At 47.9% G+C, this 25582-nt stretch carries 24 protein-coding genes and 1 tRNA gene; 21 read left to right on the top strand and 4 right to left on the bottom strand.

Annotation, left to right across the window (positions count from 1 at the left end; translation table 11 throughout):
• The first annotated feature begins 12 nt into the window (after positions 1 to 12).
• The 18 genes from NE665_RS06440 to NE665_RS06355 all read left to right on the top strand — a co-directional run bounded on the left by NE665_RS06440 (position 13) and on the right by NE665_RS06355 (position 17661).
• Complete coding sequence (locus tag NE665_RS06440) at positions 13 to 6204, top strand: DUF2185 domain-containing protein (RefSeq protein WP_256302494.1); 6192 nt, start codon at positions 13 to 15, stop codon at positions 6202 to 6204.
• 15 nt (positions 6205 to 6219) lie between these two features.
• On the top strand, positions 6220 to 7083 hold the full coding sequence (locus tag NE665_RS06435; RefSeq protein ID WP_256302512.1) for a CbrC family protein: 864 nt from the start codon (positions 6220 to 6222) through the stop codon (positions 7081 to 7083).
• A 28-nt stretch (positions 7084 to 7111) separates the two neighbouring features.
• Positions 7112 to 7390 (top strand): hypothetical protein, encoded by a 279-nt coding sequence (locus NE665_RS06430; protein ID WP_158358438.1) that lies wholly within the window; start codon positions 7112 to 7114, stop codon positions 7388 to 7390.
• Positions 7391 to 7454: 64 nt separating this feature from the next.
• Entirely contained in the window at positions 7455 to 7886 is a 432-nt protein-coding gene (locus NE665_RS06425; RefSeq protein WP_097784848.1) for a hypothetical protein, read from the top strand.
• A gap of 88 nt (positions 7887 to 7974) precedes the next feature.
• The gene (locus NE665_RS06420) at positions 7975 to 8490 is read left to right on the top strand and encodes a hypothetical protein (RefSeq protein ID WP_148337435.1); all 516 of its coding nucleotides are present in this window, start codon (positions 7975 to 7977) and stop codon (positions 8488 to 8490) included.
• A gap of 24 nt (positions 8491 to 8514) precedes the next feature.
• Positions 8515 to 8802: a hypothetical protein gene (locus tag NE665_RS06415; RefSeq protein ID WP_003524826.1), complete on the top strand. Its 288-nt coding sequence runs from the start codon at positions 8515 to 8517 to the stop codon at positions 8800 to 8802.
• A 21-nt stretch (positions 8803 to 8823) separates the two neighbouring features.
• A complete protein-coding gene (locus NE665_RS06410; protein WP_256302493.1) occupies positions 8824 to 9183 on the top strand; it encodes a hypothetical protein in 360 nt (119 codons plus the stop codon).
• 20 nt (positions 9184 to 9203) lie between these two features.
• The gene (locus NE665_RS06405) at positions 9204 to 9983 is read left to right on the top strand and encodes a hypothetical protein (RefSeq protein WP_154042481.1); all 780 of its coding nucleotides are present in this window, start codon (positions 9204 to 9206) and stop codon (positions 9981 to 9983) included.
• Between the two features lie 12 nt (positions 9984 to 9995).
• Entirely contained in the window at positions 9996 to 10874 is an 879-nt protein-coding gene (locus tag NE665_RS06400) for a DUF4261 domain-containing protein (RefSeq protein WP_256302492.1), read from the top strand.
• Between the two features lie 169 nt (positions 10875 to 11043).
• Complete coding sequence (locus tag NE665_RS06395) at positions 11044 to 12006, top strand: WYL domain-containing protein (RefSeq protein ID WP_256302491.1); 963 nt, start codon at positions 11044 to 11046, stop codon at positions 12004 to 12006.
• A gap of 131 nt (positions 12007 to 12137) precedes the next feature.
• Positions 12138 to 12506 (top strand): helix-turn-helix transcriptional regulator, encoded by a 369-nt coding sequence (locus NE665_RS06390; protein WP_256302490.1) that lies wholly within the window; start codon positions 12138 to 12140, stop codon positions 12504 to 12506.
• A gap of 11 nt (positions 12507 to 12517) precedes the next feature.
• Positions 12518 to 13132, top strand: a complete 615-nt coding sequence (locus NE665_RS06385; RefSeq protein WP_256302489.1) for an ImmA/IrrE family metallo-endopeptidase — start codon at positions 12518 to 12520, stop codon at positions 13130 to 13132.
• 105 nt (positions 13133 to 13237) lie between these two features.
• On the top strand, positions 13238 to 13774 hold the full coding sequence (locus NE665_RS06380) for a hypothetical protein (protein ID WP_057571415.1): 537 nt from the start codon (positions 13238 to 13240) through the stop codon (positions 13772 to 13774).
• 300 nt (positions 13775 to 14074) lie between these two features.
• On the top strand, positions 14075 to 14623 hold the full coding sequence (locus tag NE665_RS06375; RefSeq protein ID WP_003524839.1) for a hypothetical protein: 549 nt from the start codon (positions 14075 to 14077) through the stop codon (positions 14621 to 14623).
• 488 nt (positions 14624 to 15111) lie between these two features.
• On the top strand, positions 15112 to 15492 hold the full coding sequence (locus NE665_RS06370; RefSeq protein ID WP_256302488.1) for a type II toxin-antitoxin system PemK/MazF family toxin: 381 nt from the start codon (positions 15112 to 15114) through the stop codon (positions 15490 to 15492).
• Positions 15493 to 15522: 30 nt separating this feature from the next.
• Positions 15523 to 15750, top strand: coding sequence for a helix-turn-helix domain-containing protein (locus NE665_RS06365; RefSeq protein ID WP_002589006.1), 228 nt, complete (start codon positions 15523 to 15525; stop codon positions 15748 to 15750).
• A gap of 104 nt (positions 15751 to 15854) precedes the next feature.
• On the top strand, positions 15855 to 16292 hold the full coding sequence (locus NE665_RS06360) for a helix-turn-helix domain-containing protein (RefSeq protein WP_002569113.1): 438 nt from the start codon (positions 15855 to 15857) through the stop codon (positions 16290 to 16292).
• The gene (locus NE665_RS06355; protein ID WP_007862346.1) at positions 16270 to 17661 is read left to right on the top strand and encodes a tyrosine-type recombinase/integrase; all 1392 of its coding nucleotides are present in this window, start codon (positions 16270 to 16272) and stop codon (positions 17659 to 17661) included. The genes NE665_RS06360 and NE665_RS06355 overlap by 23 nt, the downstream gene beginning before the upstream one ends.
• Before the next feature lie 348 nt (positions 17662 to 18009).
• Here the strand turns inward: NE665_RS06355 and NE665_RS06350 are convergent.
• Both NE665_RS06350 and NE665_RS06345 read right to left on the bottom strand, forming a co-directional pair.
• Positions 18010 to 18086: transfer RNA gene (locus tag NE665_RS06350), tRNA-Arg, on the bottom strand.
• Positions 18087 to 18534: 448 nt separating this feature from the next.
• Positions 18535 to 20931, bottom strand: a complete 2397-nt coding sequence (locus tag NE665_RS06345) for an HAD-IC family P-type ATPase (protein ID WP_256302487.1) — start codon at positions 20929 to 20931, stop codon at positions 18535 to 18537.
• Positions 20932 to 21091: 160 nt separating this feature from the next.
• Between NE665_RS06345 and NE665_RS06340 the strand changes: the two genes are divergently transcribed.
• Positions 21092 to 21877, top strand: a complete 786-nt coding sequence (locus tag NE665_RS06340; RefSeq protein ID WP_117444354.1) for a DeoR/GlpR family DNA-binding transcription regulator — start codon at positions 21092 to 21094, stop codon at positions 21875 to 21877.
• Between the two features lie 64 nt (positions 21878 to 21941).
• Here NE665_RS06340 and NE665_RS06335 read toward each other — a convergent pair whose 3' ends face one another.
• Positions 21942 to 22232: a Dabb family protein gene (locus tag NE665_RS06335; protein WP_117444355.1), complete on the bottom strand. Its 291-nt coding sequence runs from the start codon at positions 22230 to 22232 to the stop codon at positions 21942 to 21944.
• Positions 22233 to 22249: 17 nt separating this feature from the next.
• Positions 22250 to 22870, bottom strand: coding sequence for a DUF4230 domain-containing protein (locus NE665_RS06330; RefSeq protein ID WP_117444356.1), 621 nt, complete (start codon positions 22868 to 22870; stop codon positions 22250 to 22252).
• Positions 22871 to 23076: 206 nt separating this feature from the next.
• Here NE665_RS06330 and NE665_RS06325 point away from each other — a divergent pair, with 206 nt between their 5' ends.
• Positions 23077 to 23640 carry a hypothetical protein gene (locus NE665_RS06325; RefSeq protein ID WP_117444357.1) on the top strand — a complete coding sequence of 188 codons (564 nt, stop codon included), beginning with the start codon at positions 23077 to 23079 and terminating at the stop codon, positions 23638 to 23640.
• 492 nt (positions 23641 to 24132) lie between these two features.
• Positions 24133 to 25209, top strand: coding sequence for a site-specific integrase (locus NE665_RS06320; RefSeq protein ID WP_117444815.1), 1077 nt, complete (start codon positions 24133 to 24135; stop codon positions 25207 to 25209).
• Positions 25210 to 25582: the final 373 nt, after the last annotated feature.

The following is a 25582-nucleotide window of genomic DNA, read 5'->3' as shown; positions in this document are numbered from 1 at the left end:
GAGGCGTGACAGATGTATATCAAAAAATACTGGGGCAACTTTATCGGAGGCTCGGATGACAGCCTGAACCTTGTGGCATTTTTAGAAGACCAGAAGAAGGAGGAGATCCCCCTCAGCGAGATTTTTGCCAAGATCGGGCTGGACAAGCAGAACTGGGACTTCCGCCAGACCGTGGAGTACTTGGAGTTTACACATTCCGATGGCGTGGAGATGGACTTCCACTTCGCCATTGATGTGGTCACTGATCTGGCCGCCATCCTGCTGGAGTGCAGCGTCAGCGGCAGTGTAAACCTTCAGGATCTGGACGAGTACAACACCCCTGCCCGCCGCATCCGCATCACCGTCACGCCAGAGGAGCATGACGCCATGAACAAGGCACTGGCGGATTTTGCCCAGAATCCGCTGGAATATGACCTCAGTGAGATGATGGACAACGAGGAGATCCAGGAGATGGCTCGGGATGTGGAGGCGCTGCGGAAGGAGCTGTACGAGGCCGCTGGCCGCAACCGGGACTACCATGTGAAAGCGGAGGATGTAAAATCTCTGCTCCCTGACTGGAAGGGTGTCGATGGCTGCATTGCCACCAACCGTATCACGGTGGAGGGCTGCAAGGTCGGCTACTGCTACCGGGAAAAGCCGGATGGCGACTGGGACAGTGGCTGGCGCTTCACCGCCGGTGATGAGAGTGAGGAGTACATGGACGACCCCAACAATGCCGGGATCTACAAGCTGAATACGATCTGCAACGACGATCACGATATTATCCCGCTGCTGCATACACCCGCCCCCTGCGCCTTTGCCAGGGACGAGAATGGCGTATTTCAGCCGGAAGTATTGGAGCCAGAAGAAATGGAGGAGCCTGATATGGATATTTTGAAGCAGTGCCAGAAGTGGCATGAGGAGAGCAAACAACATAAAATTATTGATGCGCTGGAGGCCATACCCGCCGAGGAGCGTACCCCTGAGATGGACAGCGAGTTAGCCCGTGCCTATAACAATCTGGCAGACCCACATAAGCCAACTTGCAAAGAAATGCTCAAAAAGGCCCTCGCTCTGCTAAAGCCCCATGAGGAATACTTCGAGGACGACTATTACTGGAACTTCCGCATGGGTTACTCCTACTTTTATCTGGATCAGGAGGGCCGGGCTCTGCGATATTTTGAAAAGGCATTGGAAGCCCGCCCTGGTGACGAGGACACCAAAGAGTTTATCGAACGGTGCAAGAAGGGTATTTCTCTGCCGCAGTTCTGGGAGTGCTTCCGGGAGCGGACAGAGAACTGGTGGGAAACCTTTGCCGAGATGGAAGCAGAATTGCGCCAGATGATGGATGAGGACAAAGATCACACCCGCGGCGCAGAACTCGTGGCCCAAATGCAGGAAACCCTGAATCTGGTCTTTGATGAAATCTCCTTTGAGCTGGGCGTGGGCGGCGAAAAGCATGAACTGATCCTCACCCCAGAGGGCGACAAGGTCAAATTGTTTGAACTGGTCTACTTCCAGAAGCACGCCCCCAAAGAGGTACTGGAGCACTGGAACATCCTTGTGGGCCGTCAGCCCCTCCAGAACATCGGTCTGCGTACTGAGAATGGCTGGGACATCTCCGGGGATGATGTGCAGATCTGGCTGGAGGAGCAGGGTGAAAACAGCTTCGCCATCTCCGCCTACTGCGAAAAGCTGCTGCCTATGCTCCGTGAGGAGGAAGGCCGGGCCTGGTGGATGCTCACTACCCTTACCGACCAAGTGCTGGGCGAGATCCCCCACATGAGATACATAGACAGCTTTGATGTGCTGGAGGAACCCAAGGCAGAGCCGTCCTTCCTCCTGTCCCAGCTGCCCGACAAACTGCGGGAGCAGGGCCTGGAGCTCTCCACTGATCCAAATGCCTATCTGGAGAGCTATCTTGGCTACAAAATGGAACCCAACCAGGACCCGGACGCTGACTGGCGGCTGGATGTGATGGTCGGCTCTACCTGCTGTGTGCCGCTCATCAACGGCTATCTGAATGCCGACAATGATTTTATGGACGATCTCCATGCCGACGGCGCAGTAGCGGGCTTCTTCTGCTATCCTCTGGATACCCTGCGGGAGGAAGAAGGAACCCAGAAGATCTTTGACTTCCGGGACAAGCTGGAAGAAGTGTTTACCACTGATGAAGGATCGGAAGTGCTCACTCTCACCGGCGGAGCCACCGGCCTCTACTGCGGCTATGTGGACTTCATCGCCTGGGACATCCGAGAGGCGCTGAACATGGCGAAAGAGTTCTTTGAAGGCACGGACATCCCCTGGGCCATCTTCCACACCTTCCGCCGTGAAGCCGGTTCTGTACCCCTAAAGCAACAAGATGATGGGACAGAAACTGAGAATCAGGATGACGAGTTGGATGAAACGCTTACTGGCATGGACTATATTCCTTATACCCAACAGAACGCCGAAGCATTCTTCGCTCAGCTGGAGCAGTGGAACGACGAGGACGAGTACACCCGCTGCATCCAGGCACTGAATGCCATCCCGGAGGACTGGCGGAACTACCGCATTGCCTACGCCATGGCACGAGCACTGGAGAACTACGCCATCATTGGGGACCATGACGAAGGCACTTTGAAATCCAAGGGAGACAAAGCCCTCCTGAGGGCCATTGAGGTGCTGGAGTCCGTCCGGGAGGAAGGCCAGGACAAGGCGGAGTGGAATATGCGGATGGCCTACGGCTATCAGTATCTCTACGGCCAGGAGGAAAAAGCCATTCCCTACGCCCAGCGTTGGGCGGAGCTGGACCCCGAGGACGAAAATGCCCCGGCAGTAATTCGGGAGTGTAAGGCGGAGATCCGGAAACGCCAGCGCAGCTGGAAGAAGAAGGCCAAATTCGTGCCCGGTGATACCCCATTTGAGGGCTTCGACCTCACCAACTTCTGGGATGATAATTGGTATACACTGAAAGAATATGTCAGTGAGCCGCCTTCCGATGAGCTGATCGCCAGCGTGGAGGAGGAACTGGGCTACAAGCTGCCCGCCGCCTACATCTGGCTGATGAAGCAGCACAACGGCGGCATTCCGGTGAACACCTGCTATCCCTGCGATGAACCTACCTGCTGGGCAGATGACCATGTGGCCATCACCGGCATTTTCGGCATCGGACGAGAAAAGAGCTGCTCCCTCTGCGGAGAGCTGGGCAGCCAGTTTATGATCGATGAGTGGGAGTATCCTGCCATCGGTGTGGCCATCTGTGACTGTCCAAGCGCCGGACACGATATGATTTTCCTGGACTACCGAGCTTGCGGTCCCCAGGGAGATCCTGCGGTAGTCCATGTGGATCAGGAAAATGACTATAAAATTACCCATCTGGCAGATAGCTTTGAGGAATTTATCCGCGGACTGGAGCATGAATCCCTCTATGATCCGGATGAAGATGCAGAGGATCTTGAGGATGACGCCGACGAGGAGGAAACCGACCATAAGGGTTCCTTTGCCGGATCTGTGCTCCTCTCCAAAGCAGAGTGGGACAAGGAGCAGTTGATCCGAGATCTGCGGGAAGAATGGGGCATCGTGGACGATGAGCCGGCTGAGGGCGACGAAGATGTTGAGAACAGCGATGACGCTGTGGTAATGCGGGTCGGCAATATGATGCTGATCGTGACACTATTCCACGGTCACATCCCTGACAATGAAGCAGAGATCAACGCCGAAAACAACTATATGTGGCCAGAGGCCGTAGAAGTGGCCACAGCGCACAAGGCCCATATCATGGTGGCTGTGTTGGGCGAGGAGGAAAAACTGCTGGAACGAGGTAAGCTGTTCACCAAGGCGATGGCAGTGTGCTGCAAGCAGAAATACGCCACCGGTGTCTACACCAGCGGCGTGGTATTTGAGCCTCGTTTCTATGAGGGCCTTGCCGATATGCTCAAAAAGGACGAACTGCCCATCTTCAACTGGGTTTGGTTCGGCCTGTACCGGAGCGAGGGGGGCCTAAACGGCTACACCTACGGCATGGATGTGTTTGGCAAGGAGGAAATGGAGGTGTTGAACACCGACGCTGAGCCGGAGGAACTACGGGACTTTTTGGCAAGTCTTGCCTCCTATGTGCTGGCGTGTGATGTGACGCTGCAAGACGGTGAGACCATCGGTTTTTCTGCGGACGATAAGCACACCATCACCCGCAGCCCCGGTGTCTCTCTGCCAGAGGAACAGATGACCCTGAAGATCGGTTACGAGCCTATAAAGGGAGATCCGGAGGATGACAGCTGCGACCACTCAGACAATGATGACACACAGGATGAGGAAGAATTCAGTAATCCCGAAGTCTACACAGAGGAGGAGATGGAGGCCGTCGAGGGTCACATTGAGCAGTATTTCGGTAAGGTCGAGAATGTGTTCCACGAGTTGGTCTCCCCGGACATCCATGTGGACATCTGCATCGTGCCGCCCACTGAGGAGCGGGACTATTATACCCTGGTCACCATGGGTATGGGTGCTCACCGGATGAATGTGCCGGAGGAACTGGCGGAATACAAGCTGGAGCGGGCGGAGCTGGCCATTGCCCTGCCTGCGGACTGGAAGCTGGATCAGGAGTCCATGAAAGACGAAAAGTGGTACTGGCCCATCCGCCTGCTGAAATCCTTGGCTCGTCTGCCCATCAACTGTGACAGCTGGTTGGGGCATGGTCATACAGTGGAAAACCGGGAACCATTTGCAGACAACACCAAACTGTGTACTGCTACCCTGATCGGTCCCCAGGGTACGGAGGATGGCAGCGAGGTCTGCACTCTGCCGGGCGGCGAGGAGGTCAACTTCTATCAGGTCATTCCGCTTTATGAGGACGAGTTGGACTATAAACTGGAACATGATGTAGACGCTCTGCTGGACAAGATGGCGGGGATCAGCTTTGTGGTGAACCCCACCCGCCAGGATGCAATCACCCGTGGCACCCTTTCCAATGATGATTTTGACGGTGAGATGGACGATGCTTCCTATCATATCGAGAGCATTGAGGAGAAGGAACTGCCTATTGACCCCATCAATGCTTATAACCATATGGCCATCTACCTGCGCTGGTGTATGGAGCACGACCTGATGGGCGAGGACTTCCTGAAAGAATACAGCGAAGTGGCCAAACAGGTCAAAGATGATTCTGCCAGTGTGGATCTGAGGGAGTTTATCCGGGATGAGCTGGACGGCTGTCTGTTCTCTGTGCTGTTCAATCAGCAAGGCCGTGCATTTGCAGGCTATTACTACGGAGAGGGCGACAGCCCCTACTATCCTGCCGATGTTGACGACAACGCCCTCCGCTTCTTCGGCCCGGGGCGGTATCACTCTGATGAGTTCCAGGATGAAGCCTACCTGTTCATCCCCTTTGACGAGGACTACTATCAGGCTATGGCAGAGGTGATCGAAGAACGCTTTGAAAACTGGCAGGGACAGGACTTCGACGAGGACACGCTGGAGCCTTCCGAGGTGGCTCATGCCATCATGGAGTATCTGGACTGCGAGTGTACCTATTTCCCGACCATGGCAGATGATGACCCCATCATGTCAGCATACAGCTACGCCCAGCGGCTGGGGGTACGGGAAGGCTTTGTTCCCGTGCTTATCCAGGCGGATGATGAAACGCTGTTGGAGTGTTTGGTAATGAACGCCGATCCGGAGCATGATGCGGACTTCTATGAATTTGACCTCAAAACGGTAACGGAGTACCGGAAGAAGATGCTCTCCGCTCCCGTCAAGGACGGAAAGGCGGTTTTGGAGGAATTGACCGGCCAGCGCAAGGAAGAAGCCGAGGACGATGATCTGGACTGGGAGGAGGAAGTCCTGGGCGAGATGGAGGGCGGAGAACCCAATGACCGCTTCGCAAACTATTGGAACGATGATACCGGAATGACATATCCGCTCATTCTGGCTAAAATTCCGGTAAAGAACCCCTGGGAGATCTTCGCCTACCTGCCCTTTGGAAATTGGAATGAGTGTCCGGACACACCGGACCTGATGGCAGTGGCGAAATACTGGTTCGAGCAACATGGTGCCATTCCTGCCGCCATGAGCCACGATGAATTGGAGTTTGAACTTCCAACTCCAATCTCCAAGGAAAGAGCTATGGAGGTGGCTGTGGAGCAATATGGTTTCTGCCCAGATCTGGATCAGAATGAGGATGGAAGCATTGGCTCCTTGGCAGATGTCCTGTGGCAGTCCACCGTCTGGTATTTCTGGTGGGATTGATGGGAGGTGCGACTAATGACAGAATATCAGAAAACCTATATCGAACTAAAAAAACAGTTTGTTGCGACCAATGAAGGTCCGGACAGTGTCCGCGCTCTATATACCTTCAAGGAAGAACTTGAGCAGAGTGAGGATCAGCAGGCCAAGGAAGTGCTGGTGGATGTGTATGATCTACTGGACTTCAAGAAAGATGCCTATGAACTGCTCTGCCAAATCGGAAATCGTTCCGATAAAAAGACCCTCAAGCGGCTGGGCACGCTGAAGGACTATGCGGAAAACTGGGGCAATCATTATGCTCTCCCCAAGCCCAAAACGCCGGAGGAAAAGCAGAAAGAAAAGGAACGGCAGGCCCAGCTGGGCATGCCCGCCTTCCGGTATCACCCAAACCCTCTGGAAACTGGGGCTTTTGAGGAATCCGCAGACGGCGTTGTCTGCGACTGCTGTGGCAAGACGACCCATATTTTCTATACCAATCCGTTCTTTTCAGTGGAGGATATTGCATATCTGTGCCCGGCGTGTATCGCCAGCGGCGAGGCGGCCCGGAAATATGACGGCAGCTTTCAAGATGATTTCTCTGTGGACGATGGCGTAGACGATCCGGAGAAGCTGGACGAGCTGATCCACCGTACTCCCGGCTACTCCGGCTGGCAGCAGGAATACTGGAGGGCCCACTGTGGCGATTACTGCGCCTTTTTGGGCTATGTGGGCGCCAGAGAACTGCGGGCACTGGGTGTGCTGGAGGAGGTGCTGGACGACCCCATGTGGGACGAGGAGCAGAAGGGAATGATCCGGGAATCCGTCAATGGCGGGCATCTGCAATGTTATCTGTTCCAGTGCCTCCACTGCGGAAAGCACCTGGTCTGGATGGATTTTGATTGAGGAGTTTTCAAAAGGTAGGATACAAGCAATGAAAACTAAAACGCTGACCATTCAACTGAATGATGAACAACTGCCCATCCTCCCAGTGGAACCAGAAGTTCACCTCTCCTTTACCACTCATGCCGACGGAAATGAATTGGAGTTAACAGGAAACCGGGCGGGGCTGCTTCTATTGGCGAAAGCCGCTCTTGGTATGGCGGAAACCATTCGTGAGGATGGATTTCATATCCATTTGGATGACCTGTATGGCATCAACGCCGTGGGAAAAAGCATCCTGATCCGAAAGGAGGAACAATCAAAACCATGATTGAAAAAAACTTTTTCAACCCCGCCACAGATAAAAGGAATCAGATAGTAAAGGTGAAATGATGATGGATCTGTCCATAAAGGAAATAAGCATAGAAAATGAAAAAATCAACAGAGAGAAATTTTTTTCGGTAGGGTTTTGCCCAGAAATACAGCGGTATTTACTTTGCGTTCATATTTCGTGGGTTGTGGGATATGACCGGTATTATGCTATAGATGAGGAAGATATAGCGCTCTATGAAGAAAGTCCAGATGAATTTTGTCAAAAATATGCAAAGGAAATTAACGCTTACAGAACAGAAAGACTGCTTGGTGCAGGAGCATTAAGAGATTATGATTTTAGATGTTTACCAGATGAGATATTAAAGAGTTTGGATGGATACCCATCATTCAAGAGATATTGTTATACAAACGGAATGCTTTATGCCCAAATAAAGATAGATGATAGTTTCTTTACTATTCCGCCAATTCGTGATGAAAAACAGATGGATTGCTAAAATAAAGAAATTGAGGGCTATGGGATTGGAAATCTTTCGCCCGCCGATATGAAATTCCGAAGCAAGTTCAGAAAGGAGGCAAGTACCTATGTCAACCTGGAGCGGAATCCGAAACAAACTGGAAAGTGACTACCTGTGCCCGGCACTCCGGGGTCACATCCAGTATTTTGCCACCAGTTACAGCAAAAGTGCTGACCATGAGGGCCGGGCAGCCATTCGTGTGGACGGCGTGGAAGTGCTGCGGAGCAACTACTACACCTATTTTGAGAATGTGTGGACGAAATTCACGCAGCTCAGGTCAACAACCATGAAAGACTGTGACTCCACAAAGGAGGCAATCAACCTTTCTCATGCTCATGCACTGGAGCAGGGCACCTTTGACCAAAAGGTGTTCTATGAGGCGTTTGGTATCTTTGACAACCAGAGCATCGAGAAAAGCCTTGTCAGCGAGAATCCTCTTGTCCGCATCTTTGCTCTCCTGGATCGAAGGCTGGGAAAGCGCCGCCTGCTGGCTTTGGAGGAATCCATGGAGCAGGAGCTGGACTGGGTGCGGGCCTTCTATGTGACCCGGATGCAGGCAGAAGGGCTGATGGACAGAGAATAACGAGGGTTAGGAGAATTGTGCAGCATGAATTTTTCGGATATTGTCCAAGGTGAAGACGGTTTTTTGGTAGAACTGCGTTGTAATAACACATTTCAGGTGCAGTTGTTTGGAAAAATAAAAGCCTATCTTCTTGAAAATCAACCAGCATGGAAGGCAGCAGGAGCGATCCCTATTCCCGATGCAGTTGCTATGTTCAATCTGATTGACCAGCTGGCTGGTGGAAATCGGTATTGGAGCGAGGAAACAGGACGCCAGGCAGAAGATGCTCTTTTTGAATTACAGGAAATAATCGATTCGTTAGAGGAAACATAATTTCGGTGAGGAGGAATCACCATGTCACAGATCGCATACTTTTATCTGCTCAAAAACGGCCGACGGCAGGAGCTGTCCAACGGCGACTGCTCCGGCGCGGTCTATATGTTCATCTGGGACTGGTGTGAGTACGAGCTGGATCTGGATGTCCGTTTTCCTGCGCCCCAGACGGAGGACACCCTGGACTGCGCTCTGCTGGAGGGAGAGCTGGCGTCTAAACTGCTGGCAGCTCTGCAGGAGCAGGACCTCCCGGAACTGGCCGCTGAAATTGCCCCGGACTGGGACCTGCCCACCGAGGCGGTGCAAAGCGGACTGGAAACGCTGCGCTCCCACCTGGAGCTGGTGCAGGGCAATACAGCCCTGCTGTATGAAATGATATAGACAGAAAAGGAGAAAAACTTATGGGACTTGACATTTATGCCGGGACGCTGACCCGGTACTATTCTCACAACTGGAAAACTGTTGTTCAGCAGTGGGCAGAGGAAAACGGATATACCTTCAACCGGATTACGCCGGATGGAGAACCTGCTGACAACGAGGAGGAGCTGTCCCCGGCCGAGGTTCAGGCGGCAGTGGAGGACTGGCGAGATCAGATCTTAACCGCCATTTCCCAGCCGAACCAGCCGCCCTACACTCCATGGCCGGAGGACAACGAGCGGCCCTATTACACCGATAAGCCGGATTGGGATGCCTTCGGCGCTATGCTGCTGGTAGCCGCCTGTCATACATACGAGGAACCGGTGCCTCCCACCGTGGAGAAGGACTGGGACTTCGGGGAGCATCCCCTGATTGCCCGCCTTGCATCGGACGAGGAGCGGGTGTGGTCCCTGTTTCGTGGGGCTACCTGGTGGCTCCCTCTTTCCGACAGCTTTCTGTTCCAAGGCCCTCTGCCCACCGATGATCAGACGATGATTGCCACTTTGGGCGGACTACGGAAGGAGCTGGAAAAGCTGAACCAGCTGGCGTGGCAGACCGATGAGGACACCATCCTTGGCTGGGCAGACACGGAGGGATACCCGGTAGACGGAACCGTAGACGCAGATGGACAGTACAGCAAGGCAGACATCCCAGAACACACCCAGTATGACACTCAGTCCCTGGCCAAGTTTGCCTTCTCCATGTTCTGGCGGGCCATGCGGTTTGCCGAGGAACAGCAGGTGCCCATCCTGCTGGATTATTAAGGGGGAAACCAAATGAGCAATAGAGCTTTCCAGCAAAACCTGAACGACAAAAAAGGCCCCCAGCCCGGTGACCCCTATCTCATTCAGATGCTGTTCAAAGAGCCGGTAGAAATGCCGGATAAAGAAAAAATGACTGCCGTAATGGAGAAGCACATCGGGTCAGCAGAGTGCTTCTGTTATGATAAGAAAATGGCCGGCTTTGCCGCGCAGGACCATATTGCAGAGTTCAAGGACGGAAAATGCCCGGTGCAGCTGATGGTGATGAAATGCGACAAGTTCAAGGGCAAAGGCTTTGATGCCTTTCTCATGAGCCAGATGTGGGACTGTCAGGAGGACCGGGAGAGAATCTTCCGGGAGTGCAAATATCAGGTGGTAGCCACCGATATGCTGGCTGCGGCGCTTCCGGCACTGGAGCGGGCCAACCTGGATGCCGACTTTTTGGAGGCCCTGGCGGAGCTGTACCCCACCTGTGAGGCATTCTATTTCCAGAACTGCGGCAAACTGTTTCTGGCGGAGGATGTGCGTTCTCACCAGATTGAAGGCCCGGACCGGTTCATCCGCTTTGGCGTCAATGTCCGCTTCTTCAACATTGAGGGCACCGAGGATATGCTTATCGACACGGTGGGCATGAGTACCCTGTTCCTGCCAGACCTCCAGTACCACTTCCACGGCATGGACCCCAACTGGGTGGTAAACCACGCCTACAATGTGGCATCTTACATATTGGAGCATGATAACCCCATTCAGGATGGGGAAACCATAGACGGCGTGGCGGATGGCCAGATGTGCCGAGAGATTCAGTGGAAGTGTCAGTATGAGGACGCCCTGATCCAGCCGCCCAGAGGGGTGCTGGACATCAACATGGGGAAATATGCCTCGGGAGGACGCTGAATGAACGGCGTTGTGCTCCTGGTGGGCGGACTGCTGCTTGTGGCGGTAATCAAGCTGATTATGGATTGAAATTGGCTGGGCCTGCTTCTCTGTGTTGTTGCCCTGCTTCTGGTCTTTGGGGCTGGACACCATACAAAATAGGCCATTTTAAGAATCGAGGAGGTGAAGTATGCAGAATTCAACAAATATGCGGGTACTGGAATTGCTCCGGTTTCTCTATGAGCGGACCGATGAAAACCATCCCGCCACAGTATCTGACATCATTGCCCATCTGAATGGAAAAGGAATTCAGGCAGTGCGGCAGACTGTTTACGCGGATACCAATGCGCTGATCGATGCAGGAATTGATATTGTGGTGGTCAAGAGTACCCAAAACCAATATTTTATGGGAAGCCGACTGTTTGAGTATCCAGAACTAAAAATGCTGACAGACGCAGTAGCTTCCTCAAAGATTATTTCTGCCAAGAAATCCGAGGAGCTGGTGCAGAAATTATGCTGTTTAGCCAGCACACATCAGGCAGAGCAGCTTCAAAAATTTGCTGCTTTATCCAGCCGTGTCAAACCGCATAATGAAAAGGTTTACTATATCATTGATAATATCCAAACAGCGATTGGAAACCATCAGCAAATTCGGTTCCAATACTATGAATATACTCAGGAAAAAAAGAAAATCTTAAAGCACGATGGATATTATTATGTCGTAAATCCCTATGCGCTTGAATGGAAAAATGACCACTATTATCTGATTGGATTTTCTCTAAAGCATCAGAAAATTGCTCACTTCCGTGTAGATCGGCTAACAGGCGTAGAAACCCTTGAAACCTGCTTTATACCGATAGAGGGATTTGATGTAGCCTCCTATACAAACAAAATGGTGGATATGTTTACCTCAGAGTCATCGAAAGAAGTAACCCTGGTATGTGAAAACGAACTGATGCGTGTAATCATAGATCATTATGGAGAAGATGCTGCTGTTGATAGGTATGATGATACACACTTCACAGCCAAAATTGAAGTGAACCCCAGTGGAACTTTTTATGGCTGGATATTCAAATTCAAAGGGAAAATAAAAATTCTCTCTCCCAAAGAGTGCATTACGGAAATGCAGCAAATCGCTCAGGAATTTATATAGTGCAAAAGAGGTGTTATTGATTTTTAACACCTCTTTTCAAATGGAATTTTTGTCCTTGAAGTGAACGGATGTTCGATATACAATATAAGCAAGATGTTCGCAGTTCGTCGAACAAATGAGAGGTGAATGCTGTGGGCAATATAACTTTTGGATCATTTATAGCCGAGAAACGCAAGGCGCACAAATTCAATTTACGCGATACAGCCAAGCATTTGAATATTGCTTATGGCTATCTGTGTGACATTGAACAAAACCGCCGTCCTGCTCCCACTGGAGATTTTGTGGAACGCATCTCTGCCTTTCTGAATTTGGATAAATCAGAACATGAGTTGCTTTTGGATCTGGCCGCAAAATCACGCAATACAGTATCTGCTGATTTGCCAGACTATATCATGGAAAAAGATATTGTTCGGGCGGCCTTGCGTGTGGCAAAAGAAGTAGACGCTACCGATGAAGAATGGCAGACATTTATGAAAATGCTAAAGGAGCGTAAACGATAGGGGGGATAGCTTTGTCAATTCCACAAATCCGTACAGAAGCAATCGAGGCGGTAGGGCGAAAAATCCTGATGGAATATGATCCCTCTCTGCTATCCGGGCAACCATATCCTGTGCCAATCGAAACCATTATCGAGACAAAGTTTGACCTAATCCTGGAGTTTCATACACTAAGCAAAAACCCCAAGATATTAGGGGAAACCATTTTCGATGACGGTGCTGTTGTCTTATATGACCAGATACAGAGACAGTATCGAATGATTGCAGTAAGAGCCGGTACAATCTTAATTGATGAACGGCTTTGTGATCCGTCAAAATTAGGGCGGCTCCGTTTTACCTGTGCCCATGAGTTGGCTCATTGGGTACTGCATAAGAAGTTATACTCCGGTACTGGAGATGTTGCTGCGTATAACGGAAATGTTTCTTCCGACGAAAGTCATGGCATAATTGAGCGTCAGGCAGACACTCTGGCCTCTGCTCTGCTAATGCCTTTACCGCAGATCAAAAAATGTTTTTACCAGCTTAGAATAGGCCGGACAGATGAACAGCTCATTGTAGAAATGGCAAATATTTTTGAGGTTTCCAAGCAAGCAATGCAGATTCGTCTAAAATCCAGGAACCTGATATAACCAAAGAGCGGGAATAGAGAGAGGTTCTCCCCTCTCTCTATCTCCTCCGCTATGCTATTTTGTACCTAATATGTTCGCAATATTGCGAACAAGGAGGAATATTCTATGAGGAAAGAAAGCACAACAATTCAAAAATGTAACAGCAGACTAACAGCTTTAGGGCTTAACAGCGACGCTGCGTTTCATAGAAGCAGGCTGATTCTAAAGATTTACCGGGATGTAGTCTGGGTTCTGAGTGAACGGGCAGAAGAATTGCAAGAAACTGCTTGGATTATGGGAGAACAAGATATAGAGTCTGGCCTCTGCTATCTTGAAAATTTTGCACCAGATATTGAACTGCAAGCCTTTGAAGAAAAAGTTTGCTGCCTTGTTCAAAATCAAATGCTGGTCAATATTATTGACCGTGCACTCCTTCGTCTGAAACGGTATCCGGATCGAGGAGAACTTTACTATGAAATTTTGACTAAGCAATTCATCTATCGGTTCAACAGCACAGAGAAAGAATTGCTGGAAGAACTAAATATAGAGCGCAGTGTCTTTTATGACCGAAAACGAGAAGCCATCTATTTATTTTCTGTTTGCTTGTTTGGATATTCTATTCCAGAAGTCCTGGAGGAGCTGCCCCGACTAAATCCCGACTAAATCCCGACAAATCCCCGACCTAATCCCTACTCCCTTCCGACTTCCGACCTGCTATACTTGGTATAGTGGCAGGAATGCACTAAATTGAATACTTTTCTACATAAGGCCCGGCATTAACCGGGCTTTTTTCATTCCTGCTGCAATATGGCGGCAGGAACATGGCTGGAGGTGAAAACACTTCCGGCCTTTTTCTTTGCCCGGTATTAGGAGGCCGGTATGCGCTGGGAGGCGTACATAGCAAAATATCCATGACACCGTTCAAATTCGCTGACTACCAAGAATTTGAACGGAGGAAAGGATATGACGAGAGTATTCATTTGGAAAAATAACAGCCCACAGGAATGGGAGGAAATCAGTTTTTCAGCGTTCAGTAAGGCACGCCGCAATGGTTGCTTTACTGGGCGCTTTTTTGTTGAAACAGTCAAAATGTTCCGTGATGAAGATGACCGCATTATCATGGAATGTTCTCGCAAAGATTTTGAAAAATACCAACAGGAGGACCGCCACAGCCGCTATCTCCAGGAACATGAGAAAAGTCGCTCTATATTCCCGGCTTCTCATGTGGGAGATCGTGACGGCACAGAGGAAGGTTATCAGGATACAGATTTGTTTGTGGATGAATCTGTTGATACTGCGGAACAAGCAATTTGTAATCTTCTTATGGCCGATCTGCACCGTGCTTTGCAGCAGCTGAGTCAGAAAGAACGCTCTTTTATCTTGGATTATTACGGCATGGAAAAGCCAAGTACACTGCAATTAGCCAAAAGATATGGCATTAGTCAGCCCGCAGCTCATAAGCGTCTGAAAAAAATTGAAGAAAAAATAAAAAAGTTGGTTATAGATTTCTAAAAAAAGTGGCAGTAGCAAGTGAGAGGGAAATCCTTTCACTTGCACCTTGACAACCTCATATACGAATCATTAAGTTTGATCCTCTTTGGGCGTAATAGCCGCTACATCAGCGGTATATTTTCTGAGAGCTGCCACTCACATAACAGGCCAACCCATTTTTGCTGTATAGATGAGTTTGCGGTTTATCAGAAATATATCAGGCTGGAATACATCGGATGGCATCCGGTCATGGCATAACAAGGAGGAAAGCTCTCTTACAGCCATAGTCCGAGCGTGATAACAACCGTCGCAGGCCATGGGTAAGACCAAACGAAGTGGAGGTGAAATTCCTGAGAAGCAGGCCAGCCACCTGCGGCTTAATGATTACCCAAATCCCTGGGGTGTCGTGGACAAGTAAGGGATAAAACAGGCGCTAAATTGAAGGAGACTCTGTAATTTGCAGAGCCTCCTTCTTACATAATCAAATCTCAAAACATAGGAGGATGAACATGAAAGAAGATTGGATTTATAAGCGTGGGGATTTATATTATGCCAATTTGAACCCTTATTTTGGATCAGAGCAAGGCGGCACCCGTCCTGTCCTGGTTCTTCAAAACAATGTGGGGAATTTTTTCTGCCCCACTTTGATCGTAGCTCCGCTCACCAGTAAATGGATTAAGAAAAAGGAGCTGCCCACACACTATGCACTGGAGAGCGTTCCAGAGCTTGGACTGAAATCTGTTGTTCTGCTGGAGCAAATTAAAACGATTGATAAAAGGCGTGTTTTATCGTACATTGGGCGCGTATCTCGCGAAGAAATGAGAGCGATTGATGAGGCTCTGCAAGTTAGTTTAGATATTCATATTCCGGAGGAAATGGAGGCTCCGTAAGGCCACTTACCGGATAAAGGAGGCGTTTTTATGTTTGAAGCAAGAATTGCGGAATTGAACCGCTTTAATGAACAAAATCCTGTCAGCTATGACAAAAGGACCTATACGGTCGATGAGATTCAGGACATTCTGGGTATCAGTCGTCCCACAGCATATAATCTGGTAAAACAAGGTGTATTCCACAGCGTCAGAGTCGGCGGTCATATCCGCATTTCCAAAAAGAGCTTTGATGACTGGCTGGATCACACAGATGAATGATTTGTCAAGGATGCCGATCTCCAAATCGACATCCTTAACTTTTTTTCTGCTTTCTCTTACAATGAGGCCATAGCAAGAAAAACTTTATAGAGGAGGCAAAAGCCATGCAGAAACAAAGAGTAAAGACCAGTATGTCTGTACCAGAGATGGGCAAAATGCTTGGGCTTGGTAAAGTAGAATCCTATTGGTTGGTTAAAAAGAACTATTTCAAAACAATTCAAGTGGCCGGACGAATGAGAGTTATGCTGGATAGCTTTGAAGATTGGTATGCCGGCCAGTTCCACTATAAAAAAGTGGATGGTACACCGCCCGGAGAGAAATGGCGGCATACTACGATGTCAGTACCGGAAATGGCGGATCTTTTGGGGCTGAAATCTGGCACAGCTTATGACCTTGTTAAAAGGGGCTATTTTGAGACGACCTTGATTGATCGAAGAATTCGTATCATTACCAGCAGTTTTGAAGCCTGGTATCAAAAGCAAACTCATTATGTGAAAATCTCAGAAAGGAGCAATGAAAATGGCATCTATCGTGAAGCGTAAAAGCAAATATTCTGTGGTGTATGATTACACAGATGAAAACGGAAAACGCAGACAGCGTTGGGAAACCTTCAGCACAAATGCAGAAGCAAAAAAACGAAAAAAGCAAATTGAGTATGAGCAGGACTCTGGAACCTTCTTTATTCCTACGGCAAAGACCCTGAACGATCTGCTCGATGAATATATGTCCATCTATGGTGTAAATACCTGGGCAATGTCAACATATGAAAGCCGCCGTGGTCTGGCGAGAAACTACATAACTCCTATTATCGGAGATATGTTACTATCCGACATCACTCCAAGGATGATGGATAAGTATTACCGCGATCTGCTCTCTGTGAAAACGGTAAGCGTCAACAACCGCAAACCCACAAGTGAATATCTGACCCCGCATACAGTAAGAGAAATTCACAAGCTACTTCGCAGTGCCTTTAATCAGGCGGTGCGTTGGGAACTAATCAGCCGTAACCCTGTCCTGAATGCGACACTTCCCAAAGAAGAACATAAAGAACGGGATATATGGACTGCCGAAACTCTGAGCAAGGCTATGGAAGTCTGTGATGATCCTATCCTCTCCCTTGCCTTAAATCTGGCGTTCTCCTGCTCTTTACGCATTGGCGAAATGCTGGGCCTTACCTGGGACTGCATTGATATTGCACCACAGAGCATAGAAAATGGTTCAGCTTATATATTCGTCAACAAAGAGCTGCAACGGGTTACACGAGGTGCATTGGACGATTTGAGTGACAAAGGTGTTATTAAGAAGTTTCCACCTTGCATAGCCAGTACCCATACTGCTCTGGTCCTGAAAGAGCCTAAAACCAAAACCAGTATTCGCCGTGTGTACCTGCCGAAAACAGTTGCCTATATGCTGGTAGAAAGAAAAAAAGAAATTGATGAGCTGATGGATCTGTTTGGAGATGAATACATCGACAATAACCTGGTCTTTTGCTCCAGCAATGGCCGTCCGATGGAAAGCCAGGTGATTAACCGTGCTTTCAATAAACTTATCAAAGAAAACGGACTGCCTCATGTTGTATTCCATTCTCTCCGTCACTCCAGTATCACCTACAAGCTGAAACTCAATGGCGGCGATATGAAATCCGTCCAGGGCGACTCTGGTCATGCTCAGGTAAAAATGGTTGCAGATGTCTACTCTCACATCATCGACGAGGATCGCTGCATAAACGCTCAGCGATTGGAGGAAGCATTTTACTCATCCAAGACTCCTGATCCTGTCGAAGATACAGAGCCTAAAACTGCGGATACTGCCGTCACTGAAAGTGATGAAAGTGATGCAGCGAAGATACTGGAACTGCTTAAAAATCCCGAAACTGCCGCACTGCTCAAGCAGCTGGCAAAAGCTTTATAAAGTCCCTCCCTCAGAAGAACGCCTCTCACTTTGTGAGAGGTTTTCTTCGTTTGAACCACTTTGCACAGTGACCAAACACTTTTTTTGTTAGCAAGGTTCTGAAAGCATTTTTGAGCGATGTTAGCAAATTCGCGATTTTGTTTGCAACTTCCTCTAATTTCTGCTAACAAATGTTTGCAAGTTCCTTTGGTAAAAATCGAACCTCTGACTTACCGCCTTTCTTAGCAAAAGGCCAAATCTCGTTAGCAAATGTTAGCAAACCAAGGTTTTTTGCAAAAAAGCCACAAAAGCCGCAGAAATAAGAAAAGCCGAAAACCCTGATAAATCAAAGGTTTTCGGCGTGTTTGCTGGCGTCCCTGGCGGGATTCGAACCCACGGCCTTTCGCTTAGGAGGCGAACGCTCTATCCTGCTGAGCTACAGAGACATCTATTCAATTAAAATTGGTAACGATCACTTTTCATCGTAAGGCGGCCGGTAGAGCATAACCTTAGGAGGCGGACCCTCTATCCTGATGAGGTACGGGGACATTTGTGAAATATTCAGGTTTTTGTTTGAAATTCCTAACAAGAAGGTCTTCAGTGAGATAAGGCTCAGGAGAACTGTTGCATACATGTTTACCTACGAGGGTAACTGTATACTATCCCGGAATCAATCAGAAACATAAAAAATAGACATACGTTCCTAGTGGCTTCTGCCCTGCATACAACCTTATTATGGGATAGAAATAAATGCCGTCCTTAGTATTATACCATAATCTTTTATAATGAAAAGATGATAAACGCAAAAAATGAACAGATACAATTCAAAAAATCAGTTGCTCCACAAGAAAGGCAGAACAGTAAGAGTATACACCGTTCTGCCTGTTTTAAACATCAGGATAGGGAATGCTGTCTGGCACCTTTTTGCTGGGGGCGAAAGCCGGGAATCCATGGCAGCAACAGCATGAGAATCTGTCGGATCACAACGGCAGATAGCGCAAGAATTGCGGTCAGGACAAGGAGTCGCAAGGACAGTAACGTGATATGAAGAAGCTCATGAAATAATAGAATGGCCAATATGAACCCTACAGTCATACATAAACAGATCAATGCCCTTAACCGATTCAGCGGGCGTGAGGAATGATATACAGCCAGCATTGAAATAACTGTGACACATAAATACATCATGGTAACCGCCTCATCATAACGAATGGCAAAGCCATCACTCATGAATTCAATGGCTAGAAAGCTGAATACAATGGCAATCGCGTTGGGTAGCGCATTGCAGAGCACGGTGGTAAGAAAATCACCGCCCACTCTTCTATGATCCGGCTCCAGCATGGTAAGGAAGGAGGGAAAGGCTTCGATTGCAAGATCAATTAACGTAATCTGAATCGGAATGAAAGGAAATGGAAGATTCATGAGAATGCATAGGATAGAAAGCAGAATGGAATATATGGTCTTAATAAAGAATACACCAGCTACTCTTGTCGCATTGTTCACTACACGGCGTCCCTCTTTCAGAATCATGGGCAAAGCTGAAAAATCAGAATCAAGCAAAACAATCTGCGACATCTGTTTAACCGCATCACTGCCCTGTGCAATCGCAATACTGCAATCTGCCTCCTTCAACGCCAGCATATCATTGACACCATCGCCACTCATTGCGACTGCATGCCCCTTTTTCTGCAATGCCTGTACGAGCAGCTTCTTTTGCAATGGCGTTACTCTGCCAAATACGGAATACTGTTCAGCAAGCTGGTCGATCATCAAAGGATCATCCCCGATGCCACTCATATCCAGACAGGCATTCCAGCTATGGAGTCCGGCCTGTCGGGCGATTGCGGAAACCGCGGTTATATGATCACCGGATATGATTTTGATCTCCACATTCTCCTCACGAAAATACTGCAGTGTTTTTTCTACATGCGGACGTATGGTATCGGTAAAGACAACGGCATACAGAGGATGAATTGATGGAAGAGGTGCATCCTTACGCACCGGATCAGAGCACTTTCCCAAAACAACGATTCGCTTACCTTCCTCCATAAGAGCGGAAAAGGAAGCGTCCAGCTCTTCCAGCAGCTTTTCCGGTGCACCCATAATCAGGGAGCCATATCCCTCAAAATAAGCGCTGCTCCATTTACGAAGAGAGGAAAATGGAATACGTGCCTGTGGTTCATATACAGCACGGGGGCTGATCTGCTTACAAAGCGCCTGATAGGTTGCATTGTTGTCGTCGCTATAGTGCAAAAAGGAGCGAATATAATCCATATCCGTTTCTGTTTCCTCACACAGGGGGAGAATGGTTTCTACCGCTAAATCTCCTGTGGTGATAGTTCCTGTTTTATCCAGACAAAGTGTATCAACATTAGCAAGTGTTTCCAGCGAATACAAATCCTGTATAAGAACCTTATGCTTTGCCATACGGCTAACTCCAGCGGCAAGGGATACACTGATCAACAGAACAAGCCCCTTGGGAAGCATCCCCAGCAATGCGGCCGAGCTTGTGATAACACTTACCTGTATGGAATCCCCACGAAATCCCCATGCCTCCAGAAATAACAGAATACCTAAGGGAATGATTGCATAGCCGGTCAGCTTTGTCACCCGCTTCATGGCATTTAACAGGCGGGAATTAACTGCACGTACCTTCTTTACCTCATTGGCGATACGATTGGCATAATTATCCGCGCCGACATGAACAACCTGCGCATAGCATTTCCCGGATATAATTGAGCTGCCGGATAACAGCTGATCCCTTTCACGCTTATGAATGGGATCGGACTCTCCGCTTAAAAGAGCCTCATTGATTTCTGCCTCCCCCTGTAAGAGAACGGCATCGCAGAGTATTTGTTCCCCGCTGGATAATACCATGACATCGTCCACAACGAGATCCTGAGCATTCACACTGCATAAAACGCCATCCCGCATAACCGAAACCCTCTGCCGCATAAGCAGGGACAGATTATCCACCAGCTTTTTTGCATGTAACTCCTGCAGGATGCCGATGATGATATTACAGACAATAACAGCTAGAAAAAATAAATTCGACCAGGCTTGTACCAGCACCAGTGCCAGTGCGATCAATATATTAAGCAGATTAAACAGGGTGCAAATGTTTTCTTTGTATATCTGACGGTATGTCTTTGTGATAGACTGTGATACACTGTTCTTCTGATGATTTTTTATGCGTTCTTCCACCTGCTTCTGCGTTAGTCCTTTGATGGCTGTATTCGTAGCTTCCATTTCATCACCTAAACTTTCTTCACTGTCTATTATGGACAACAATCGTAAAGATTCCTTTCGTATCTTCTTAAGAATGTATAAACTTTTTGTTATCTGTGAAGAAACCTGGCTATTTTCTTAAAAAATACAGAAATTAAAGTGCATAAACACAAAGTCTTTGGTAATTCTGTTATAATAAAACTGTATATATGAGGTGAGTGGAATGAACAATGATAAGAAAGCAAGACGTCGGCATCAGAGAATCTGTGAAGTGCTTCAGGAGCAGGAGCATATGCAGGTTCTGGAGCTGTGTGAGCTGTTTCATGTCTCACCGGCAACGATTCGTAACGATTTGACAGTCCTTGAAAAAAAGCAGCTGCTGAAACGTATTCCAGGCGGTGCGGTGAGTATTGGCAGAATGCCGCAGAACACTATTTTTACTGCCAGAGAATCGCAGCATATGGATCTGAAGATTAAAATGGCTGATTATGCAGTGGAGCATCTGATCAAGGAAGGGATGAGCATTGCACTGGATGCAGGTACCACCTGCTATGCGATTGCTAAAAGACTGGCGGATGCATCTCTTCGCTGTACGGTTATCACCTATTCTCTTCCGGTAGCCAATGCACTTGTCCATTGCGAGCAGGTAGAGGTGTTTTTAATGGCTGGCAGGCTGGATAAGCAGCATGAATCCTTCCATGATGATGTGGCAGTTGAGGCTATGAAACGAATGAACAGCGATTTGTTTTTTCTTTCACCGAATGGAATTGATGCGCATGCTGGAATTACCAGCTCTGCAACAGATGAAAATATTATGAAGCTTTTGATGCACGAGCATGCAGAGGAAACAATCGTCTGTGCAGATCACAGCAAGTTTTTCAAAAAGGCATTTAAAACCATTTGTCCGCTATCGGATATTCAGGGAATTCTGAGTGACAGTGAACTGCGTGCGGAGATACAACAGAAATATAGCGATATGGGTGTGCGCCTGTATCTGGCTAAGAAATAATATTAAAAAAACAGGCGGTGCTATGATCATTCTGATATGAATGATTGATCACCCTGCCTGTTTTTTAGTATTCATAATCAACGGTTGCACTGCCGCTTCGTACGGCATGAATATAAGGCTTCACCTTTTCTACATGATAGGTGTTTTTCTGATAATCCTCCAGTGCCTGACGATTATCCACCACAAGCTCCAAAACTACATCATAGGAGCGCTCGGAATGCAGATAGTCAATACCGACCTGCAAATCGCGCAGGAAGGGAATGTGTTCCTTCATGGATAGAAACAATGCCTTCACTTTTTCACATTCCTCCATGGAATTATCTTTCATTTTTACAAATAATACATGCTTTACCATAGCGTGTCTTTTCCTCCTTATGATTTGAATTTCACTTCAATGCTGTAATTTTCCTTTATTTCCGGTATCATCTGAAAGAATTTGCGGATTGCGGATTGTGATTTCGTCGCTGCCTCGCTGAGCAGACCGTTTTCCACTGCTTCATCCGCCACCTTATCCTTCTGCTGAGTAGCAAATGCCGTATAATCCTCAATACTGATCGGATTAAATATATTCTTGGTTTCATCATATACCTCGATGCTCTTTTCATCGATGATATTACTCAGGATTTCAACCTCCGGTAATAAAACGGTTATCGTATTCCCTTTTACATCAACCTCTGCCTGTTCCATCCTTACACCGGCTTTCAGCTGTCCTGCATAGGTGAGCAGAAAGCTTTTCTTAGTCAGCGGGATATTCCAGCCATTCAAGGTCAGAGAATTCTCAAATTTCCCCACCTTAGTATAATTATATTCCATGACGGCCAGATCACTGACCTCCTGCAGCTGCTGTGTCAGTGCTGTCGATGTAATTTTCGGTTCACTTTGCTTTCCTCCGAAAACGGTTCCCGCAAAAAAGATGACAGCAGCCAGTATACAGATGGCTACAACACCGCCGATGGCCTTCTTTGTTTTCCCCAGAGTATCCAGTATTTTCATTCTCTACCTCCCGCTACAGGTAAAATTATATCATATTTGACAGATGAAGCCTATATGCGATATTCTTACATTTTTCTTTCTATTGTTCATGCTACTATCCCTGATTCCCATTCTAAGGCCAGCGCATAATTCTTATGTTTTTTTCTGTGCATGCTTCCTTTTCCCATCTGTTCGTGATACCATAGGAATACGCATGGAGGGATCATATGCTTTTTTCTATAAAATATGTACATAGACTGAAATGGAATGGTCTGTATCAGTCATTGATGTGGAGCTGCTTTGGTATTATGTTTATGCTTCTGTATCCGGTAAGCCCGGAGCTAATGACGTTTATCGGAGGGATCATGCTGCTGTTTCAGGGCGTACCGCAGCTTATTTTATTTCTGGAGGAAGATGAGCGCTTTCTGATTTCACTGCTGTCATTAGTAGAGTGTCTGCTGGTCAGCTTTCTGGGGGTGTGGATGCTGACAAATCCGGAGGAGGTGTATGATACACTGCCAGCAGTTCTGGCATTTGTTACCTTTCTGCATGCCTTCAGCAATTTGATTATCACAGGAAGAATACGGCATTTGCAGTATCCAAAATGGTGGATTGCAGCCCTTGTTACGGCAGCAAAGATGGGTGCCACGGCAGCACTTGCCGTACAGTTTCACCTACATAGTGAATTTATGGTTGTAGGAACTGGGATCTGCATGCTTCTGGATGCTGTGAGTGATATATGGATGTGGAAAAAACTTGAGATATTGATAATTCAGGATATGGGAATATGATGTGCGCGGAAAAACCGCGCTTTTTTGTTTGCAAATCATCTCATGGCTCTAACGTGGATCGGATTATCCGCATGCGTCTGGTAAGAACAGCTATCTAAATACTTCACAAACCTCTTTTTTAGGGGTATTTTTTGTATCTCTATCATTCTTTAAATGTGATAATATGTAGAAACAAAGGGAAGAACAGTGACGAAACAGGTACAAAAAAACGACCTTCCTCAGTCGTTGACGTGTTGTCCTACAGTACCTTACTGTAAGCTCATGTAATGATTTCTACACTCATATTTATAACACCTGCATCACAGTTTGTAAATGCTTTTGTAGAAATTTATGGCGAATTCCGCAATTTTTTGTAGGATTTCCCTTTTTATGGTTTTCAACGTTGATTCCAATACTTTTTGCTTCACACTCTTTTTCAGTGGATTTTCTTTTCCTCTGTCCTTTTGTGTGCGCATGCGGTACTGGAATTTTTTTGTGAAAGGAGTTTTATCTATGTCGAACAAGAAACGTGTTCTCGCATCTCAGGATATCCTGCGCTATGGCCGCAGTGAGGATCCCTTTGATCATATGCCCTCCCTTGAGGAGTGGCTGCTCTATTTCCTCGAGCATTTTGTGAGGCTGAGCGCAAAGCCGAACACCTATGCCAGCTTTCGCAGCTATATCTGTAGTCATATCTGTCCTCTGCTCGGTGATTATCCACTGAACGATATCACAGAATCCATCCTGCAGGCCTATGTGAATATCAAATATGAGAGGGGCAGACTGGATGGAAGAGGCGGACTGGGTGTCAAAACGCTGAAGGAGCACATCATGGTCCTGAAGCTCTCCTTCAAACGGGCGATCCAGCTGGGCATCGTCTCCTATGATCCCTGCCGCTGTGTGGAATATCCAAGAGAGGTGAAGAAGGAGGTCCGCGTATTGAACATGCAGGAACAGAAACAACTGACAACGGCCATCTCACCGGTATATAAGGAGAATTCCATGGTACCCGTGCTGGTTGCTATCCATGCGGGACTGCGAATCGGGGAAGTCAGTGCTTTACGTATCGAGGATATCTGCCTGTCCAAACGACAGATCCAGGTGGATGAATCCCTGAATCGCGTGATGACCTATAAAGAGGACTGTACGGTCTGCTGTCCGCTCATCTATCAGAGCACAAAATCCAGCAGAGTGCGCAAGGTGCCGATGAATGAGGCGCTCTATAAGGCTTTGAAGACGTATCTGGACACGATGCCGCGGGAGCGTAGAGAGGATCCGAAAGCACCGTTGTTTCATACCCGAAATGGCAATGTCATGGAGCCCAGAAGGATCTCCTACCATATGCACAGGCTGCTGAGAAAGCTGGATATCCACGACATCCATTTCCACAGTCTGCGGCATACCTTTGCGACGAGAGCACTGGAGGCCGGTATCCCCATCAAATACTGTTCCACTATGCTGGGCCATGCTTCCACCGGGATCACCGAAAATCTCTATGCTCATGCGAGTGAGGAACAGCTGAGGAAGGAAATAAAAAAACTGGATATCTCATATATTCCAGTCAGTGCAGCGTGCAGGATCGTACAGTAAGGTACTGTAGGCGTAGAGATAGTACCATGAAAAGCTAGATTTGACAATATATAAAAAGACAGGATTTGTGGAAATTACTGGAAGACAGCTACGCTTCATCAAAGAAAAGGCAATATCGTAAGGAGAAACCAGATGATGACAGATCAACAGTCATGATTTTTCTTATATTTATGCAGGCCTTTCAGAATTTGACGGGGATCGTAACGGAATAAGCAAAACCTGTCAGGAAGCTGATCTAAGCATTGGAAAAGGAAGAGGGATATGGATGTTTAAAAAATTATTGGCAGTCTTGAGTCTGTGTCTGGTGATGAGTGGCTGCGGCGATTCGGATATGCTGTTGACGAAAGAGGATGTTCAGCTGGATCAGATCAGG

The organism is Clostridium sp. DFI.1.208 (genome assembly GCF_024463855.1).
Lineage (GTDB): Bacteria > Bacillota_I > Bacilli_A > Erysipelotrichales > Erysipelotrichaceae > Clostridium_AQ.
The sequence above is the reverse complement of the archived record's forward strand: the minus strand, read 5'-3'. Positions and strand labels throughout refer to the sequence as shown.

Bases quoted from the DNA above. Each gene is read 5' to 3' on its own strand.
- NE665_RS06440 (WP_256302494.1), top strand. From the start codon at position 13: ATGTATATCAAAAAATACTGGGGCAACTTTATCGGAGGCTCGGATGAC.
- NE665_RS06435 (WP_256302512.1), top strand. From the start codon at position 6,220: ATGACAGAATATCAGAAAACCTATATCGAACTAAAAAAACAGTTTGTT.
- NE665_RS06430 (WP_158358438.1), top strand. From the start codon at position 7,112: ATGAAAACTAAAACGCTGACCATTCAACTGAATGATGAACAACTGCCC.
- NE665_RS06425 (WP_097784848.1), top strand. From the start codon at position 7,455: ATGGATCTGTCCATAAAGGAAATAAGCATAGAAAATGAAAAAATCAAC.
- NE665_RS06420 (WP_148337435.1), top strand. From the start codon at position 7,975: ATGTCAACCTGGAGCGGAATCCGAAACAAACTGGAAAGTGACTACCTG.
- NE665_RS06415 (WP_003524826.1), top strand. From the start codon at position 8,515: ATGAATTTTTCGGATATTGTCCAAGGTGAAGACGGTTTTTTGGTAGAA.
- NE665_RS06410 (WP_256302493.1), top strand. From the start codon at position 8,824: ATGTCACAGATCGCATACTTTTATCTGCTCAAAAACGGCCGACGGCAG.
- NE665_RS06405 (WP_154042481.1), top strand. From the start codon at position 9,204: ATGGGACTTGACATTTATGCCGGGACGCTGACCCGGTACTATTCTCAC.
- NE665_RS06400 (WP_256302492.1), top strand. From the start codon at position 9,996: ATGAGCAATAGAGCTTTCCAGCAAAACCTGAACGACAAAAAAGGCCCC.
- NE665_RS06395 (WP_256302491.1), top strand. From the start codon at position 11,044: ATGCAGAATTCAACAAATATGCGGGTACTGGAATTGCTCCGGTTTCTC.
- NE665_RS06380 (WP_057571415.1), top strand. From the start codon at position 13,238: ATGAGGAAAGAAAGCACAACAATTCAAAAATGTAACAGCAGACTAACA.
- NE665_RS06375 (WP_003524839.1), top strand. From the start codon at position 14,075: ATGACGAGAGTATTCATTTGGAAAAATAACAGCCCACAGGAATGGGAG.
- NE665_RS06370 (WP_256302488.1), top strand. From the start codon at position 15,112: ATGAAAGAAGATTGGATTTATAAGCGTGGGGATTTATATTATGCCAAT.
- NE665_RS06365 (WP_002589006.1), top strand. From the start codon at position 15,523: ATGTTTGAAGCAAGAATTGCGGAATTGAACCGCTTTAATGAACAAAAT.
- NE665_RS06360 (WP_002569113.1), top strand. From the start codon at position 15,855: ATGCAGAAACAAAGAGTAAAGACCAGTATGTCTGTACCAGAGATGGGC.
- NE665_RS06355 (WP_007862346.1), top strand. From the start codon at position 16,270: ATGGCATCTATCGTGAAGCGTAAAAGCAAATATTCTGTGGTGTATGAT.
- NE665_RS06340 (WP_117444354.1), top strand. From the start codon at position 21,092: ATGAACAATGATAAGAAAGCAAGACGTCGGCATCAGAGAATCTGTGAA.
- NE665_RS06335 (WP_117444355.1), bottom strand. From the start codon at position 22,232: ATGGTAAAGCATGTATTATTTGTAAAAATGAAAGATAATTCCATGGAG.
- NE665_RS06330 (WP_117444356.1), bottom strand. From the start codon at position 22,870: ATGAAAATACTGGATACTCTGGGGAAAACAAAGAAGGCCATCGGCGGT.
- NE665_RS06325 (WP_117444357.1), top strand. From the start codon at position 23,077: ATGCTTTTTTCTATAAAATATGTACATAGACTGAAATGGAATGGTCTG.
- NE665_RS06320 (WP_117444815.1), top strand. From the start codon at position 24,133: ATGTCGAACAAGAAACGTGTTCTCGCATCTCAGGATATCCTGCGCTAT.